This window comes from Geomonas azotofigens, from assembly GCF_018919395.1.
Lineage (GTDB): Bacteria > Desulfobacterota > Desulfuromonadia > Geobacterales > Geobacteraceae > Geomonas > Geomonas azotofigens.
The window spans coordinates 16,180-33,547 of record NZ_JAHLME010000010.1; the positions used below are offsets into that span (position 1 = coordinate 16,180).

Consider the following 17,368-nt stretch of genomic DNA (forward strand, 5'->3'; position numbering starts at 1 on the left):
AGAAACCCCCTTCCCGGCACCGCGCGCCCCCATCGGCGGACAAGAAATCTTTCCTTGTCAAGATTTCTTGCTCGCCGCCGCAACGTCACGCCAGTTCTAATGAAATTCCTTCCGGCGCGCCGGGCTGTCAAGAAATCTTGCTCGCCCCGCCCCCCCCTCCCACACTTTCGCCGCCACGCAACCCCTGTAATCAGGCACTTCCTACTTTTCCCTACGCTGGCACGGCGCTTGCCATGGCAGATCAGCCGGGGTGCGCCCCTTACCGGGGGAGGCCGCCCCGTTGGCAGCGGCCGGGGGACTCCCGGAGCCGCCTGACACGAAAGGAAAGAGAACGAGGTGCATGATGCTTAAGAAAGTGCTGGTGGTCGATGATTCGGAAATGATCCACAAGATGTACCGCCTGGTTCTGAACCGTTACGGCTGCGAGATTATCGACGCCATGGACGGCCAGCAGGCGCTTGACCTGCTGGAGCGGCACCAGGGGATCCAGCTCATCCTGCTCGACATCAACATGCCGGTGATGAACGGGGTGCAGTTCCTGGAGAAGGCCGGCGCGCTGGGGATCACCGGCAGGATCCCGATCGTCATCATCAGCACCGAAGGGAAGGAGAGCGACACCATCCGCGGCCTGCAGCTGGGCGCCAAGGGGTACGTGAAGAAACCCTTCAACCCCACCCTGCTCCACGAACTGATCGACAAGCTCGTGCCCCCCTCCGACACGCCCCGGTTCGACGAGCCCCGCCGCGCCAACACCCTGTAGCCCCAAGGCCACCGGCGCCGGCGCTCAAGGCCGGGCCCCTCGGCCGGAGATGGAGAGGGAAACGTGATGAACCTGAACAAAGTTTTGGTGGTCGACGATTCCGCCTTGATCCACCAGATGTACCACCTGGTCCTGGCGCGTTACCGCTGCGAGGTGGTGGACGCCCACAACGGGCAGGAGGCGCTCGATGTCCTGGCGCGGCTAAACGACGTGCAGCTCGTGCTGTTGGACATCAACATGCCGGTGATGAACGGGGTGCAGTTCCTGGAGAAGGCGTCCCAGCTCGGCCTGACCCAACGGGTCCCGGTGGTGATCGTCAGCACCGAGGGGAAGGAGGCCGACACCATCCAGGGGCTCAGGCTGGGTGCGATCGGCTACCTGACCAAGCCGTTCACCCCGAGCCAGTTGCACGAGGTGATCGTGCGGGTGCTGCAGGGGAGCGAAAGCTGTCCGGAACCGGACGAGGAGATGGCCCTTGAGCGGTGAGTGCGATTTTTCAACCCTGATCGAGGAGTTCGTCGAGGACGCGGGCAGCCACCTGGACGCGGTGGAGGGGTTTCTCCTCGAGCTGGAGCGGCGCGCGCCGCAGGGATGCGACGGCGAGCTGGTCACCCTGATCCTGGGGCACCTGCACACCCTCAAGGGGAACTCCGGCATGATGGGGCTCACCCCGCTGCAGCAGTACGTGCACCGGCTGGAAGAGGTGATGAAGGAGACCGGGGGCGGCAGCCTCACCCCGGGCCCCGCGCTCTTCGGCGCGCTCTACGGCGGGGTGAACGCTTTGCGCTCCGCCCTGTTCCGCTTCGCCCAGGCACCCGACGCCGGCTTCGACTTCGCGGCCGAGGAGGCGGCGCTCGAGGAGCTGCGCGCGGCGCCCGGGCAAGCGGCCGAACCCCGCCCCTCCCGGCCGGCCCCCCAGGGCGAGTTCGGCTACATCACCCAGAAAAGCAGCACCCTCAAGGTGAACTTCGAGAAGCTCGACGAGCTCTTGAACCTCATGGGCGAGCTGGTCATCCAGCGCACCGCCCTGGCCACCCTGGAAAAGCGCCTGCGCGAAAAGGTCTCCGACCGGGAGCTTCTGGCCGCCTTCAACGAGACCAGCCAGCTGATCGGCAAGAGCACCGACGACCTGCGCCAGTCCATCATGAAGGTGCGCATGCTCCCGGTGAAGAGCGTGTTCCAGCGCTTCCAGCGCCTGGTGCGCGACCTCTCGCTTGCCCACGGCAAGGAGGTGCGCCTGCAGCTCGAGGGGGAGGATACCGAGCTCGACAAGACCGTTCTCGACGAGATCGGCGAGCCGCTGTTGCACCTGATCCGAAACGCCGTCGACCACGGCCTGGAATCCCCCTCCGAGCGGCGCGCCGGCGGCAAGGATACCCGCGGCACGCTGACCCTCAGGGCGCGCCACGAGAGTAACCACATCGTCATCTCGGTCTCCGACGACGGCCGCGGCATGGACCCGGAGGAGATCCGCAAGAAGGCGGTGGCCCGGGGCGTGCTCGAGCCGGAGGCGGCGCGGGGGATGAGCGACGCCGAGATCCTGCAGCTGGTCTTTCTCCCCGGCTTCTCCACCAGGAGCGAGGTGACCGAGACCTCGGGGCGCGGGATCGGGCTCGACGTGGTCAAGAAGATCGTCTCCTCGTTGAACGGCATCATCGAGATCGACTCCAGCAGGGGGCGGGGCACCACCTTCACCATGATGCTCCCGCTGACCCTGGCCATCATCACGGCGCTCATGGTCGAGGTGGCGGGCGATACCTACGCGGTGCCGCTCTCCGGGGTCCTGGAGAGCGTCCAGGTGGGGGGGGCGGAGTGCCACGACACCGGCAACGGCGAGGTGATCATGCTGCGCGACCGGGTGCTCCCCCTGTACCGGCTGGACCGCTTCTTCGGGCGGAAGGGCGCGGAGCAAAGGGAACAGGAGTACGTGGTGGTGGTGGCAAGCGGCGACAAGAAGGGGGGGCTCGTGGTGGACCGGCTGGTCGGCCAGCAGGAGATCGTCATCAAGGGGCTGGACGACTACCTGGGCGAGCTTCCCGGCATCTCCGGGGGGACCGTGCTCGGTGACGGCCGGGTCTCGCTCATCGTCGACATCCCCTCGATACTGGGGCGCTGACCCGAAAAGGCATCAGAGTTTTCAAAAAGGAGACAGGCATGGCAGAGCAATTTATCCTCCCAAGCTCCGGACTGGCGGAGGACGTGCTGGCCCGGTTCATCGAACAGGCCCAGGAGGAGGTGGACCGGGGCGTGGTGGTCGATGCCGCGGCCCAGGGGGCGGGGACCGTGCAGCTGGTCACCTTCCGGCTGGGCAAGGAGGAGTACGGCGTCGACATCAACAGCGTCCAGGAGATCATCCGGGGAGGCGGCATCACCGAGGTTCCCGGGGCTCCCCCGCACGTGCGGGGCGTCATCAACCTGCGCGGCAAGATCATCCCGGTGGTGGACCTGCGCCGGCGATTTTCCCGCCCGGAGATCGAGGAGAACGAGGAGCAGCGCATCGTGGTGGTGGAACTGGGCGAGAAGCGCCTGGGGATGCTGGTCGATTCGGTGCGCCAGGTGATCCAGTTCTCGACGAGCCTCGTGGAGGAGATGCCCGAGGACGCCACCACCGCCGAGGCGAGCTACATCCGCGGCATGGGGAAGCTCGACGGCCGCCTCATCATCATTTTGAATCTCAACCGGGCACTGCTGCTCTAGCGCGGGGCACGACCAGTAAAGGAGAAGGGGATGTTAAAGAACGTTCGCATAGGGGGCCGGCTCGGCCTTGGTTTCGGCATCATGCTGCTCATCGTCATCGCCGTCGGCGGCACCGGTTACTGGGGGGTGAGGGAGAGCACCCAGACCACCATCGCCATGCTGCAGGGGGACGCGACCATCTCGGAACACGCCTCCCGGGCGCGGGCCAACGTGGTGGGGCTAAGGCGCTACGAGAAGGACCTCTTCCTCAACATCGGCAGCCGCGATAAGGAGAAGGAGTACCTCGCCAAGTGGAGCGAACAGCGCGACCACCTCGTCAACCGCCTGAAGGACCTGGAGAAGGTCGTGGTCCTGCCGAAGGAGAAGGAGGCGATCAAGTCGATGCGGGATGAACTCCTCGCCTACGAGGCCGGTTTCAACAAGATCTACCAGGGGATCGAGGCGGGTCGCATCAAGAGTCCGGCCCAGGCCAACGCGGCCGTCGAGCCGTACAAGACGGGGATCCACAAGTTCGAGGAGGCCTCCAGGGAGATCGCCGACGAGAGCAACCAGCGCATGGACAGCAAGGAGAAGGTCATGATCGACCTCTCCCGCCACGTGTCGCTTCTGGTGATTGCGAGCATCCTGGTGAGCCTCATCGTCGGGATCCTGGTGAGCTTTTTGATCACCCGCAGCATCACCGTCCCCATCAACGCGGCGGTCGAGGTGGCGAAGACCGTGGCCCGGGGCGATCTCACCGTGGCGGTCGAGGTGAACTCCAAGGACGAGGTGGGGGAACTCCTCTCCGCCATGCAGATCATGGTGCAGAACCTCATGGCCATGATCGGCAAGATCCGGGGCACCTCCGGCGAGGTGGCCTCCGCCGCCGGCCAGATCTCGGCCAACACGCAGCAGCTCACCAAGTCGGCCCACGGCCAGGCCTCGGCCACCGAGGAGACCTCGGCCACCATGGTGCAGATGGCCGCCTCGATCCAGACCGTCGCCGGCAACGCCGACGCCCTGGCCGCCAACGCGGACGAGGTTTCCTCCTCCATCGAGGAACTGGGCGCTTCCAGCGAGCAGGTGGCGAAAAGCGCCGACGTCATGGCGAGCGCGGTCGCCGAGACCTCGGCCACCATCGAGCAGATGACCGTTTCCATCGAGAACGTGGCGCAAAACGCCGAAGAACTGATGTCCTCCGTCGCCGAGACCTCGGCCACCATCGAACAGATCACCGTCTCCATCGACCAGGTGGCCAGCAACTCCCAGGAGCTGCAGAAGGTGATGGCGGACTCCTCCGCCACCATCGAGGAGATGGCCGCGTCGATCCGCCAGGTGGCGAAGAACGTCGAGGAGGCGGACCGGGTGGCCAAGGGGGCGGCCAAGGAGGGTGAGGCCGGCCTCGAGGCGGGGCAGCAGGCGGTCGCCGCCATGGGGCGCGTGGCCCAGGTGATCGAGAAGACCTCCGACTCCATCCTGAACCTCGGGCGTCGCTCCGAGGAGATCGGCAACATCGTCAAGGTGATCGGCGAAATCGCCGATCAGACCAACCTCCTTGCCCTGAACGCGGCCATCGAGGCGGCGCGCGCCGGCGACGCCGGGCGCGGTTTCGCCGTGGTGGCCGACGAGGTGCGGAAACTGGCCGAGCGGAGCATGGGGGCCACCAAGGAGATCGCCCTGGTGATCCGCCAGGTGCAGGCCGACACCGGCGAGTCGGTGAAGTTCGGCGAGATCGCCTCGCAGGAGGCGAAGAACTCCATGGAGCTCATCACGCTGGCGGGGACCGCGCTCGACAACATCGTCACCAGCATCGACCGCACCAGCACCCTCATGTCCGACATAGCCCGTATGACCGCCGAGCAGTCCAACGCCTCCAACCAGGTGCTGCGCGCGGTGGAGCAGATGAGCGGGGCCTCGGACGTCGTGGCCAACGCCGCCCGCGAGCAGGCGACCGGCGGCCGCCAGATCCGCATCGCCGTGGAGCGGATGAACCAGCTCACCCAGGAGGTGACCGGTTCGGCCAAGGAGCAGGCGCTGGGGAGCCGCCAGATCCGCATCGCGGTGGACAACATGAACCAGGTCACCAGCCAGGTGACCGTCGCCACCCGCGAACAGTCCCTCTCCGCGCGCCAGATCGTCTCCGCGGTGAACAGCATGACCTCCATGACCCAGTCGGTGGCCAACGCAACCGCCGAGCAGAAGAAGGGGGGCGAGATGGTGGTGGTCGCCATGGACAACATAAGCGACATCACCCGGGAGAACCTCTCCGCCGTCGAGCAGCTCTCGCGCGCGGCCCAGAACCTCACCCAGCAGGCCGAGGAGATGACGGCCCTGGTGGGGACCTTCAAGGTGGCCTGACATGGAAATCGCGGCACGCCGGGCATACGGGGACGAACTCCCCGACCCCTGCCTGGACAGGATACGGGAGCGGGTCTTCCAGCTGAGCAGGCTCTACTTCGCTCCCCGTAAGCTCTCCCTGTTCCGGCAGCGGGTGGAAGGCCGGCTGGCGCAGCTGGGCCTTGCCGACTGCTGCTCCTACCTGGACCACCTGGAGCGGACGCCCGGCGAGTACACCACCCTGCTCGACCTTTTGACCATCAACGAGACCTTCTTCTTCCGCAACCCCGACCAGTTCACGCACCTGCGCGAGGTGGTGCTGCCGGAGCTTGAGCTCGCGCGGGGGCGGGAGATGATGCGCTCGTGGGGGGGGAGCGGGGGGGGGCGGGGGATCATGAAGCTGCGCATCCTCTGCGCCGGCTGTTCCACCGGCGAGGAGCCCTACTCCGTCGCGATGACGCTGCTCGAGGGGCTGCGCTATCCCAAGGCATGGGACATCGAGGTGGTCGCCGGCGACATCAGCAAGAGCTGCCTGAAGGCCGCGCGGGAGGGGTTCTACGAGACCGAACGGTTGCACAACATCCCGCCCGACCTGCTCCGGAAGTACTTCACCGCCACGTCCGGCGGGGCCTTCGCGGGGGAGGAGCTGAGGTCGCTGGTGCGGGTGATTCCGCTCAACCTGAACGAGCTCATGGGGGGGGACCTTCCCGCCGGGAGCGATACCGGCTGGGGGGGGTACGACCTCGTCTTTTGCCGCAACGTGATGATCTACTTCTCCCCCGCCTGCCAGCAGCTCCTCGTGGAAACCCTGTCCCGGCTGCTGGCCCCGGGGGGGCACCTTTTCACCGGGGACGCCGAGCCCCTGCACCTTTTCAACCACGATCTCGCGGTGGTTCCCAAGGCCGGCTGTCTCGTGTACCGCAAACTGGAGAACATAGAACATGCTTCATCTTTATGAGCCCGTTGGCGCCGAGTTGACCCGATTGCAGGAACGTTCATTACCGGAGCTCCTTGTGTTCGTCGGCGATGCCCAGCGCGGGCGCAAGAACGAGGCCCTGGACATCATCATCGGCCGCGGCCTGGAAGCGATCTATCTCGGCTTGGAGGCGGCGGTCCGCGACAACGACAACGCCGACCTGAGAAACGGCGCCATGGAGGTGCTGGTCAAGTTCGGCGGGGAAGCCGTGCCGCGCCTGGGCCGACTCTTGACCGACGCCGACGAGGAGATCCGCAACTTCAGCGCGGTCATGCTCGGGGACATCGGCAGCCGCGACGCGGTGGGAGACCTGATCGCGGCGCTTGCCGACCCGGACAGCAACGTGAGCCATTCCGCCGCCGAGGCCCTGGGCAAGATCGGCGACCGCAGCGCGCTGGTACCGCTTCTGGAGCTGTTGAAGGGGGATTTCTGGCTGCAGTACCCCGCCATCTGCGCCATCGGCGAACTCAGGGATTACCGCGCCGTCCCCCACCTCTTGCCGCTACTTGACGACGAAATGCTGCGCGGCGCGGTGATCGAGGCGCTGGGGAAGGTCGGTGACCAGCGTGCCCTCTACGCGCTGGCGGGCATTCTCCCCTTCGTGGACGAGGAACTCGCCCGCGGCGTGGCGCGCGCCATGGCGTCCATCAACAACGGCCTGAACGACCAGTCGAGCTACAAAAACCGCATCGAGATCGGGACCCAGCAGGAACGGCTGCGCCAGCTGCTCGCCGCACGCGGCGTCGAACGGCTCAAGTCGATGCTGCAGGAAGAGGGGGACCCGCAATCGTCGCAGGCCGCGGCGATGCTCCTTGGGGGGATGGGGGAACTTTCCGCCCTGGACGGCTTCTTCACGCTTTTGGCGGACGAACGCAACCTCGAGGTGGTGGAGAACGCAGTCCTCGCGCTGGGGAGACCGGCCGAGGGGGAGCTGTTGGCGGCGTTGGACCATGACAGCGCCGCCGTACGGGTGGTCGCGCTGCGCGCTTTGCGCTGGCTCGGCATTCCCTGCCAGCCCGGCGAACTGGCGCGCCTGCTCGCCCAGGAGGACGAGGCGGTGCGGTTCGAGGTGCTGGAGACGCTGCAGTCCTTCCCGGACGAGTCGCTCTTGCCGCAGCTGCAACTGATGCTGGCAGAAGGGAGCGACGCGCTGGCGCAGCAGGCGGCGCTGGCCCTCGCGCGCCATCGCCTCGGGCCGGTGCTGGATCTGTTCGCCCAACTGGCGCACTCCCCCGAGCCGCAGTCGCGCCGCCGCGCCGCCATGCTCCTTGGGTGCCTCAAGCAGGGGGGGGGCATCGAGAACCTGCGCCTGCTCAGCTTGGACGACGATGCCGAGGTGCGGGCGGAGCTCGTGCGTTCCATCGGGAAGCAGCAGGTCTCCCACGCCGTGCCGCTTTTGTGCCGCGCGCTGTGCGACCCGGAGGAGTCGGTGCGCGAGGCCGCGGTCCTGGCAGCGGCGGAACTGGGGGAGCCGATGCTCGTGGACGAGCTCCTCGCCCTTTTGGGGAGCGGACGCGAGGATCTCGACTACTGCGTGATCCGGGCGATCGGCGACATCGGGGTGCGCGAGGCGGGCGCGTTCCTGGTGGAGTACCTTTGCCGGGGCGTGTCGCGCCAGCTCGAGTACGCCATCGTGGAAACCCTGGGCAAACTCGCCTACCGGGAGGCCTCCGACCTGGTGACCAGGCGGTACCTGAAGCATGCCGATCCCGACATCCGGCGGCTCGCGGTCTACACCCTGGGGGAGCTGGCCGACCAGGAATCGCTCAAGGCGGTGGAGGAAGCGGTCGGCGATCCCCACTGGAGCGTGCGCATCGCGGCCCTGCGCGTGCTGGGCAAGATCGGCGGGGGGCGCGAACTGCCGCTGCTGCTAAAGGGGATGAGCGACGCCGATGCCATGGTGCGCAAGCATGCCATCACGGTGCTCGGGGAGCTGCGCAACCCGATCACCGTTCCGGAGCTGGTGGCGCTGCTCCCCGACCCGGAGGTCGGTAGACATGCCTTCGAGGCGCTGGTCGCGTTCGGGCGCGGCGGGCTTCCCTGGCTGCACCGTCTCATGAAGAAGAACTACAACGCGGAGCTGCGCGAGCGGGTCATTGACGTGATCGGCAAGATCGCCGACAACAAGAGCGTTGACCCGCTGTTGGAGCTCCTCGAAGACGAGAGCGAGATCGTCCGGCTCGCCTGCATCGACGCGCTGTGCCACTGCTACGACACCCTCCCCTTGAAGCGGCTGATCCAGGTGAGAAAGGAGGACCAGAGCGCTGAAGTCCGGGCGAGGGCGGAGTTGGCCCTGAAGAGTTTCGCACAGCGGGAATACCTCGCATGATGGTGGAGAAAATCGCCATGCAGGCCGAGGAGTTCAGACTGCTCAAGGAGCACGTGGCCGAATCCCTGGGGCTGGTGCTGGAGGACGGCACCAGGAATAACCTCGCCGGAAAGCTTTGCCACCGGCTGGAGGAGTTGCGGCTGAAGAGCTTCACCGAGTACTACTGCTACTTGAAGTTCTCCCCGGGAAGAGACGCGGAGTGGCAGCGACTGGTTCCGCTGCTGACCAACAACGAGACCTACTTCTACCGGGAGGCGGCCCAGCTGTCGGTCCTTGCGCAGGAGGTGCTGCCGGCGCTCAAGGAGCGGAAGCTTGCCCGCGGCGAGCGGACCGTCCGCCTCCTCTCCGCCGGCTGCTCCAGCGGCGAGGAGGTCTACACCCTGGCCATGCTCCTTCTGGAATCGGGGTGCTTCTCCTGGGACTGGGACGTGCGCATCACCGGCATCGACATCGACCCGCGGGTCCTGGACGCGGCCCGGCAGGGACTCTACACCCGGCGTGCCTTCTGGGCAGCCGATCCGGAGCTGGTGCGCAGGTACCTGAAACCCCAGGGGGACAAACTCGCCATCAGGCCGATCCTGAGGAAATGGACCAGCTTCGTCCGGGGAAACCTGCTCGAGCCGGGTGACAGCCTAGTTGGGGGGCGCTTCGACGTCATCCTGTGCCGCAACGTCCTCATCTATTTCGCGGAGGAGACCGTGAAGCGGGTGGTGGACAACTTCTCGGCGCTGCAGGCGCCGGGGGACTACCTGTTCCTGGGGCATTCGGAATCGCTTTCCAGGACGGAGACGCCCTATCTGCCGCTGCGTTTTCCGGGTGCCATCATCTATCAGAAGAGGGAGTGACGCGTTGGGGGACTTGAAGAGGAAAATCAGGGTGCTGGTCGTCGACGACTCGGCTTTCGTGCGTCGTGCCATCCTGCGGATGTTCGAGGAGAGCACCGAGATCGAGGTCATCGGTGTCGCGGCCAACGGCGAGAGCGCGGTGGAACTCGCCAGGAGTCTGCGTCCGGACGTGATCACCCTCGACGTGCAGATGCCGGTCCTCGACGGTCTTTCCGCGCTGGAGCTGATCATGAAGGAGTGTCCGGCGCCGGTGATCATGTTCAGTTGCCTGACGGGGAAGGGGGGGGAGAAGACCCTCAGGGCCCTCGAGATCGGGGCGGTGGACTTCGTCGACAAGAGCTCCGCGGGGGGCGCCATGGACATCGGCGTCCTGGCCAGGGAGCTGACCGGGAAGATCAAGGTGGCGGCCTGCGTCGACCTGGAAAAGCTGCACGGCGCGGCGCGCAGGCGGGAAGCGGCGCCTGTCTCCCCGGGTAAAGCGCGCAGCGTCGGCACCGAGGTCGTGGTCATCGGGACCTCGACTGGCGGCCCTCCCGCGCTGCAACACGTCCTGAGCCGGCTCCAGCACCCTCCCTGCCCGATCCTCATCGTCCAGCACATGCCGCCGGGGTTCACCACCTCGCTGGCCGCGCGACTGGACCGCAACAGCACCCTGACGGTCCGGGAGGCGAGCGACGGCGAGACGGTGCTGCCGGGCAACGCCTACGTGGCCCCCGCGGGCTGGCACATGCGGCTCAGGCGCACGGACGGCGCCCTCCAGGTCTGGCTCGACCCGGTCTCCGGCGGCCACCTGCATTGCCCGTCGGTCGACGCGCTCTTCGAATCCGCCGCCGAGGTCTGCGGCAACCGTTCCCTCGGCGTGGTCCTGACCGGCATGGGGAAGGACGGCGCCGACGGCGCGCGGGCGATCAAGAAGGCGGGGGGGCGGGTCGTGGTGGAGACCGAGGAGACCGCCATCGTCTACGGCATGCCCAAGGCGGTCGCGGCGGCGGTCAGCGTCGACGCCGCGGTGCCGCTGTACCAGGTTTCCGACACCATAACCGGCATGATCTAGCGGCAGCGCCGGTTACCGCGCCCGACCGGCGGCGGGGCGCCACCTGCCCGCCGCCCCCTTTTCCCCGAGTCGCCCCCTTCCGCCGCCCCCCTTTTTTCCGGGTCGCCCCTTTCCCGCCGCCCCTTTCCCCACCGCTTCAACCTCGTTCATTGCCGCTCCTTCCGCGCCCATGGCCCGATCGGCTCAAGCTCCGCCGCGAGCTGCCGATAAGTCAGGGAACCTCAACCGCGGAGCCGACGAAATGTCCCACACCACCAAGATCCTCGCCGTCGATGACGAACCCGTGTTCCGCTTCCTCTTGGAGCGTCAACTGCGCGAGATCGGCTATGACGTCGTCAGCGCCGTCGACGGACTGCAGGCGCTGGAGATCCTCGAGCGGCAGGCGGTCGACCTGGTGCTCTCCGACCTGGTCATGCCCAGGATGGACGGCCTGCAGCTGATCGGCTCGGTGCAGAAGCTGTATCCCGCGACGCCCATCATCGTGATCACGGCACACGGCAGCGTGGAGAGCGCCGTCGAGGCGATGCGGCGCGGCGCCTACGACTACCTTGAGAAGCCCTACGACCCGGAAGACCTGCGCATCACCATCCAGCGCGCCCTCGACTACCAGCGGGTGGTCCAGGAGAACGAGCAGATCAAGGGGCTTCTGACCGAGCGCTACACCTTCCAGAGCGTGGTGACGGTTAATCCGGCCATGAAGCAGGTGCTTGAGCTCGCCTCGCGGGTGGCCGCGGCGCGTCAGACCACGGTGGCGATCTACGGGGAGAGCGGTTCCGGCAAGGAGGTCCTGGCGCGCGCCATCCATTTCGCCGGCAAGGGGCTTCCGGCCGAGTTCGTCGCGGTGAACTGCGCCGCCATCCCCGAGCACCTCATGGAGAGCGAGCTCTTCGGGCACGTGCGCGGCGCCTTCACCGGCGCCGACCGGGACCGGGAGGGGAAGTTCAGCCTGGCCCGCAAGGGGACCATCCTGCTGGACGAGATCGGGGACATGCCGCTCTCCCTGCAGGCCAAACTGTTGCGCGTGCTCCAGGAGCGGGTCTTCGAGAAGATCGGCAGCAACACCCCCATCCCGGTCGCCTGCCGCGTCATCGTCGCCACCAACCGCAGCCTGGCCGACCTGGTCGCGGCGGGGCGCTTCCGCGAGGACCTCTACCACCGCGTCAACGTCTTCCCGCTGACCATACCGCCGCTTTGGCAGAGAAAGGACGACATCCCGATCCTGTGCGGCCACATCCTGGAGCAGCTGCGCCAGCACCTGGGCAAGCCGCTGCCGGGGATCTCGCCGCAGGCGATGGAGCTGATGCTGGAGTACCGCTGGCCCGGCAACGTGCGCGAGCTGCGCAACTGCCTGGAGCGGGCCGCGATCCTGACCGACAACGAGCTGATCCGTCCCGCCCACCTGGGGCTCGCCGGCGCCGCGCCCGACAGCGGGGAGGGGGCGGATGAAGGGACGCGGAGCACGGCCGACCCGAGCCGGGTCAGCTACCACCTGTCGCTTCCGGTCGAGGAGCTCTCCCTCGACGCGCTGAGCGACCAGATTCTTGGCATAACCCTCGAGCGCTGCGGCGGCAACAAGTCCAAGGCGTCCCAACTGCTCAAGGTGAACCGCAAGGCCTTTTACCGTACCTGACCCGCCTCGATTCTTCCTCCTGGCGCTGTCCCCTCTGGTTTTGGCTCTTCCGGAATGACCCAACCGTCTCTTTGCCTATGGATTTGTTGGGGGATTGCCCCTCCGCTTTGTCCCGCTCGCGCACACACTGTCCCGCTGGGGGACAACGGGGCGTGTCCCGCTTCGATTCAACGCGCCGGAATTACGCCGGTTACGGTTTTGGCACCGGCTATGCTCATACAAGATCAAGGTGGTCCTCATTGTCCCGTACGGGACAGGGCGGCGGTACCGGCCACCAACCTCCCTCCGGGGGGGTGCCGCCACTACTTCAGACACGGGAGACATGACATGAAAACGATCAGAGATCTTAAAGTAGGCGTGAAGCTGGCAGCAGGTTTCGCCTGCGTGGCCATAATAGCCGCGATCATCGGGTACATCGGCATCAGGGTGACCAACAACCTCAACGCCGAGGGGAAGAAAACCTACGAGACCGTCACCGTACCCCTCGGCGAACTGGCGGGAATGTCGGTCTCCTTCCAGCGGGTCCGGATCAACGTGCGCGACGTGGTGGAGGCGACCGACCCGACGCAGCGCCAGCGGTACGTGGACACGGTCGCAACGCTGCGCAAGAACATTTCCGAGCGTGCCGAGCGGTACGAGAAAGCCATCACCACCGAGCAGGAGCGGGGCCTGTTTCGTGATTTCGTGCAGGCGAGGTCGGCGTACCTTGGCTACGTGGAAAAGATACTGTCGCTGGACGAGGCGGGGCACGACGCCGAGGCGAAGGAGCTCCTGCACGGCGCCGGCAAGGACGCCGCCCTTAAACAGCAGGCGCTGCTGGACAAGCTGATGGCGGCCAAGGAGCTGCAAGGCAAGACCACCGCCCATAACAACGAACTGGCCGCCGCGTCGGCGGCTCGCTCCATCGCGGGCCTGCTGGCGCTGGGGCTCATCCTCGCGCTGGTGCTCGGCGTGGTCATCACCAGGATGATCACCCGCCCGCTGGTCAAGGCGGTGCAGGTGGCGAACCGGCTGGCCGAGGGGGATCTGACCGTCGAGGTGGTGGTGGATTCCAAGGACGAGACCGGCCAACTCCAGGCGGCGATGGGGCACATGGTGCAAAGCCTCAGGGGACTGGTAACCCAGACCGTGCAGATTTCCAGTAGCATCGCCTCCGCTTCGACCCAGCTTCAGGGGACCTCCGCCCAGATCGCCACCGGCGCCGAGGAGGTCGCGTCCCAGACCGGGACCGTGGCCACCGGCAGCGAGGAGATGGCGGCCACCAGCGCGGACATCGCCCGCAATTGCGTCCTCGCCGCCGAGGCATCGCGTCAGTCCACCCAGTCCGCCAACCAGGGGGCCAAGGTGGTGCAGGAAACCATCGTCGGCATGGAGGAGATCGCCGGCCGGGTGCGCCGGACCTCCAAAACGGTGGAGGCGCTCGGGCAGCGTTCCGAGGAGATCGGCGACATCGTGGGGACCATCGAGGACATCGCGGACCAGACCAACCTCCTCGCGCTGAACGCCGCCATCGAGGCGGCCCGGGCCGGCGAGCAGGGGCGCGGCTTTGCGGTCGTCGCCGACGAGGTGCGGGCGCTGGCGGAGCGGACCAGCAAGGCGACCAAGGAGATCGGCACCATGATCAAGGCGATCCAGGGTGAGACCCGCGAGGCGGTGCGCGCCATGGACGAGGGTGTGCAGGAGGCCGAGAAGGGAGCGGCTTCGTCGCAGCGCTCCGGGCAGGCGCTGGAAGAGATCCTCAGGTGCATCAGCGAGGTCTCGCTGCAGGTGAGCCAGATCGCCACCGCCGCCGAGGAGCAGACCGCCACCACCACCGAGGTCACCTCGAACATCCAGCAGATCACCGACGTGGTGCAGCACACCGCGCGCGGCGCCGAGGAAACCGCCATGGCCGCGGCGCAGTTGGCCCAGCAGGCGGACGAGCTGCAGACGCTGGTGGCCCGCTTCAGGGTCGCCTAGCGCCGCGGCTTAAGGGGAAACGGGAACCGCGACTTTGGACTCAAGTGCGACGCGGTTCCCCCCGAACAGGAAAATACCTCCCCCAGATCGGATCGATGGCGACCGAGACAGGTTCAAACATACAGAGGTGGCGTCATGAACGCGGAACGCAGCCTGAAAATAACCATAGTAAGCACGCTGGCATTGGTGGTCCTGCAGGGGGGACTCACCTCCCTTTTCCTGGACACGCTGCGGGGAGGGGGCGGCGGCCTCGACCTGAGGCAGTCCGCCCTGCTGCTCGTCGCCGTCGCCTGCACCGTCTTCGGCGGGTTCCTGGCCTGGCAGTACACGGCGCGGCGCGACGACCCCGGCGCGGATGAGGGTGGGCCGCACGCCTCGCTGCTGCTGAAGTCGGTCGAGGAGGGGGTGGTCTCGGTGGACGGGACCGGGTGCGTCACCTTCGCCAACCAGGCCGCACACGAACTGCTGGGGTACCGGGAGGGGGAATTGGTGGGCCGGGACCTGCGCGAGGTGATGCACCACGGTAAAACTCCCGACTGCAGCCACTGCGCCAAGGAGAGTTGCCTGCTGAACGCCGCCTTCGCCGGCGGCAGTCGGCAGCGCTCGCGCAACGAACTGCTCTGGCGCAAAAACGGCAGCTCCTTCAGCGCCGACTTCAGCTGCAGCGTGCTCGCCGGCGGCAGCCACCCCGGCGCCGTGCTCACCTTCCGGGACGTCAGCGCGCGGCGCGAGGTCGAGGAACGGTTGCGCCTGCAGGGGGCGGCGCTGGAGGCGGCGATGAACGGCATCATCATCGCCAACAGGCAGCAGAGGATCATCTGGGTGAACCAGGCGCTCTGCCGGATCCTTGGGTGCGCGCTGGAGCAACTGCTGGGCAAGGACCCGCGCTCGCTGTTCGCAGCCGACGGTGACCCGGAGCTCCTGGCCGGGCTTGCCGAGAGCCTGGAGGCGAGGCGCCCCTGGCAGGGCGAGCTGCCGGGGCGTCGCGGCGACGGAACCGCGCTGGAGCAGGAGGTGACGGTAACGCCGGTACTGGACGAGACCGACGAGGTGGGGAATTTCGTCTGGATCATGGTCGACATCTCGCAGCGCAAGCGCAGCGAGGCGGCCCTCATGGAAAGCACCCGCCTGCAGGAGGAGGCCAACCGGCAGCTGGTCAGGACGGTGCAGCGGGCCAACGAACTGGCGGTGAAGTCGGCGCGCGCCTCGGCCGCCAAGAGCGACTTCCTGGCCAACATGAGCCACGAGATCCGCACCCCCATGAACGCCATTGTCGGGGCCGGGCACTTGCTGCGGGAGACCGAACTCACCCCGCGCCAAAGCGAGTACCTGCGGACGCTGATGGTCTCGGCCGACCTCCTGTTGGGGATCATCAACGACGTGCTCGACTTCTCCAAGATCGAGGCGGGCAAGCTCATGATCGATCGGGTCAGCTTCTCCCTGCAGGACGTGGTGGCGGAGCTCCTGGCGGTTTACTCCCTGAGGGCGCGCCAGCAGGGGGTCGACCTGCGCGTCGAACTGGACGCCCAGATCCCGGAACTGCTTACCGGCGACCCGATGCGCCTGGCCCAGATCCTCAACAACCTCTTGAGCAACGCCCTCAAATTCACCCGCCACGGCAGCGTCCAGGTCGCCGTCAAGCTGGCCCGCAAGGATGCCGGCTCGGCGGAACTGATCTTCGCGGTGCGCGACTCCGGCATCGGCATCCTGGCCGAGGACCAGGCCCGGCTGTTCCAGGCCTTCACCCAGTTGGACGGCTCGATCACCCGCAGCCACGGCGGCACCGGCCTGGGCCTCGCCATCTGCAAACGTCTCACCAGCATGATGAAGGGGGAGATCTGGTGCGAGAGCATCCCCGGCCTGGGGAGCACCTTCTCGTTCTGGCTCCCGTTCGGCATCGCGGCGGGCGAGAGCGGGGCGGTGCCCAAGAAGGAGACCGGCTTCACCCCCTTTTGCCAGCAGCGGGTCCTCCTGGTCGAGGACAACCCTTTCAACCAGAAGGTGGCGCTCGCCCTGCTGGAGCGTGGGGGACTGCAGGTGACGGTCGCCGGCGACGGCGACGAGGCGGTGGAGTTGGTGCGGACCAGGGACTTCGACCTGGTGCTGATGGACATCCGGATGCCGGGCAAGGACGGGCTTACCGCCGCCCGGGAGATCCGGGCGCTCGGCAAGCCGGGGACGGAGTCCCTCCCGATCCTGGCGGTTTCCGCCAACGCCATGGAGCCCGACGTGGCGGCAAGCCTCGCCGCCGGCATGAACGGCCACATCGCCAAGCCCTTCACGCCCGAATCCCTCTACGGCGCCATCGCGGTCTGCCTCAAGGGGCCGGGGGCGCTGCCGCCGGCATCCCCGGAGCAGGTCGATGAGCGGCCGCCGGTGGCGAAGATCGATTTCGAGACCGGCGTGCGCCAGACCGGCGGCGACCGGGCCCTGTATCGGGACCTGCTCGGCCAGTTCGAGCGCGAGTACCGGGACCAGGGGGACGAGATCGAGCGTGAGATCCGGGGCGGCAACAAGGAGGAGGCGGCGCGGCTCGCCCATTCGGTGAAGGGGATCGCCGGGGTACTGGCGGCCAAGCCGCTGCACGGGGCCGCGCAGCGGCTGGAGAGTGCCTTGAAGGGGGAAGGGGACCTGACCCGCGTCCTCTTCGATTTCCGGGAGGAGCTCAAGGAAACCATCGCCTGCCTGCAGGCCGAGGGGTGGCGTAACCTTACCAGCAGCGCGTCCCCCGAAGCGGGCGGCGCCGCTGCGGTGCGCAGGTCGAACGGCTGAAGGTGTGCAGCGGCAAAAACGCCGCCGGGA

Annotated in this window: 12 protein-coding genes; all 12 read left to right on the plus strand. The window is 67.1% G+C overall.

The window, feature by feature from the left end:
• The first annotated feature begins 343 nt into the window (after nt 1-343).
• The 12 genes from KOL99_RS20445 (at nt 344) to KOL99_RS20500 (ending at nt 17,338) form a co-directional block, all read left to right on the plus strand.
• Nucleotides 344-760, plus strand: coding sequence for a response regulator (locus KOL99_RS20445; RefSeq protein ID WP_216512314.1), 417 nt, complete (start codon nt 344-346; stop codon nt 758-760).
• A 66-nt stretch (nt 761-826) separates the two neighbouring features.
• The gene (locus KOL99_RS20450) at nt 827-1,246 is read left to right on the plus strand and encodes a response regulator (RefSeq protein ID WP_216512315.1); all 420 of its coding nucleotides are present in this window, start codon (nt 827-829) and stop codon (nt 1,244-1,246) included.
• On the plus strand, nt 1,236-2,876 hold the full coding sequence (locus KOL99_RS20455; protein WP_216512316.1) for a chemotaxis protein CheA: 1,641 nt from the start codon (nt 1,236-1,238) through the stop codon (nt 2,874-2,876). The genes KOL99_RS20450 and KOL99_RS20455 overlap by 11 nt, the downstream gene beginning before the upstream one ends.
• Nucleotides 2,877-2,914: 38 nt before the next feature.
• Nucleotides 2,915-3,457, plus strand: coding sequence for a chemotaxis protein CheW (locus KOL99_RS20460; RefSeq protein ID WP_216512317.1), 543 nt, complete (start codon nt 2,915-2,917; stop codon nt 3,455-3,457).
• 30 nt (nt 3,458-3,487) lie between these two features.
• A complete protein-coding gene (locus KOL99_RS20465) occupies nt 3,488-5,794 on the plus strand; it encodes a methyl-accepting chemotaxis protein (RefSeq protein ID WP_216512318.1) in 2,307 nt (768 codons plus the stop codon).
• Nucleotide 5,795: 1 nt separating this feature from the next.
• Complete coding sequence (locus tag KOL99_RS20470) at nt 5,796-6,731, plus strand: CheR family methyltransferase (protein WP_216512319.1); 936 nt, start codon at nt 5,796-5,798, stop codon at nt 6,729-6,731.
• Between the two features lie 55 nt (nt 6,732-6,786).
• Nucleotides 6,787-9,078 carry a HEAT repeat domain-containing protein gene (locus KOL99_RS20475; protein ID WP_216512320.1) on the plus strand — a complete coding sequence of 764 codons (2,292 nt, stop codon included), beginning with the start codon at nt 6,787-6,789 and terminating at the stop codon, nt 9,076-9,078.
• The gene (locus KOL99_RS20480) at nt 9,075-9,923 is read left to right on the plus strand and encodes a CheR family methyltransferase (RefSeq protein ID WP_216512321.1); all 849 of its coding nucleotides are present in this window, start codon (nt 9,075-9,077) and stop codon (nt 9,921-9,923) included. The genes KOL99_RS20475 and KOL99_RS20480 overlap by 4 nt, the downstream gene beginning before the upstream one ends.
• Nucleotides 9,924-9,936: 13 nt before the next feature.
• Nucleotides 9,937-10,977, plus strand: a complete 1,041-nt coding sequence (locus KOL99_RS20485; protein ID WP_236026508.1) for a protein-glutamate methylesterase/protein-glutamine glutaminase — start codon at nt 9,937-9,939, stop codon at nt 10,975-10,977.
• 241 nt (nt 10,978-11,218) lie between these two features.
• Complete coding sequence (locus KOL99_RS20490) at nt 11,219-12,607, plus strand: sigma-54-dependent transcriptional regulator (protein ID WP_216512323.1); 1,389 nt, start codon at nt 11,219-11,221, stop codon at nt 12,605-12,607.
• Between the two features lie 327 nt (nt 12,608-12,934).
• Nucleotides 12,935-14,566 carry a methyl-accepting chemotaxis protein gene (locus KOL99_RS20495; RefSeq protein ID WP_216512324.1) on the plus strand — a complete coding sequence of 544 codons (1,632 nt, stop codon included), beginning with the start codon at nt 12,935-12,937 and terminating at the stop codon, nt 14,564-14,566.
• A 135-nt stretch (nt 14,567-14,701) separates the two neighbouring features.
• Nucleotides 14,702-17,338 carry a PAS domain-containing hybrid sensor histidine kinase/response regulator gene (locus KOL99_RS20500; RefSeq protein WP_216512325.1) on the plus strand — a complete coding sequence of 879 codons (2,637 nt, stop codon included), beginning with the start codon at nt 14,702-14,704 and terminating at the stop codon, nt 17,336-17,338.
• The last annotated feature ends 30 nt before the right edge of the window (nt 17,339-17,368 follow it).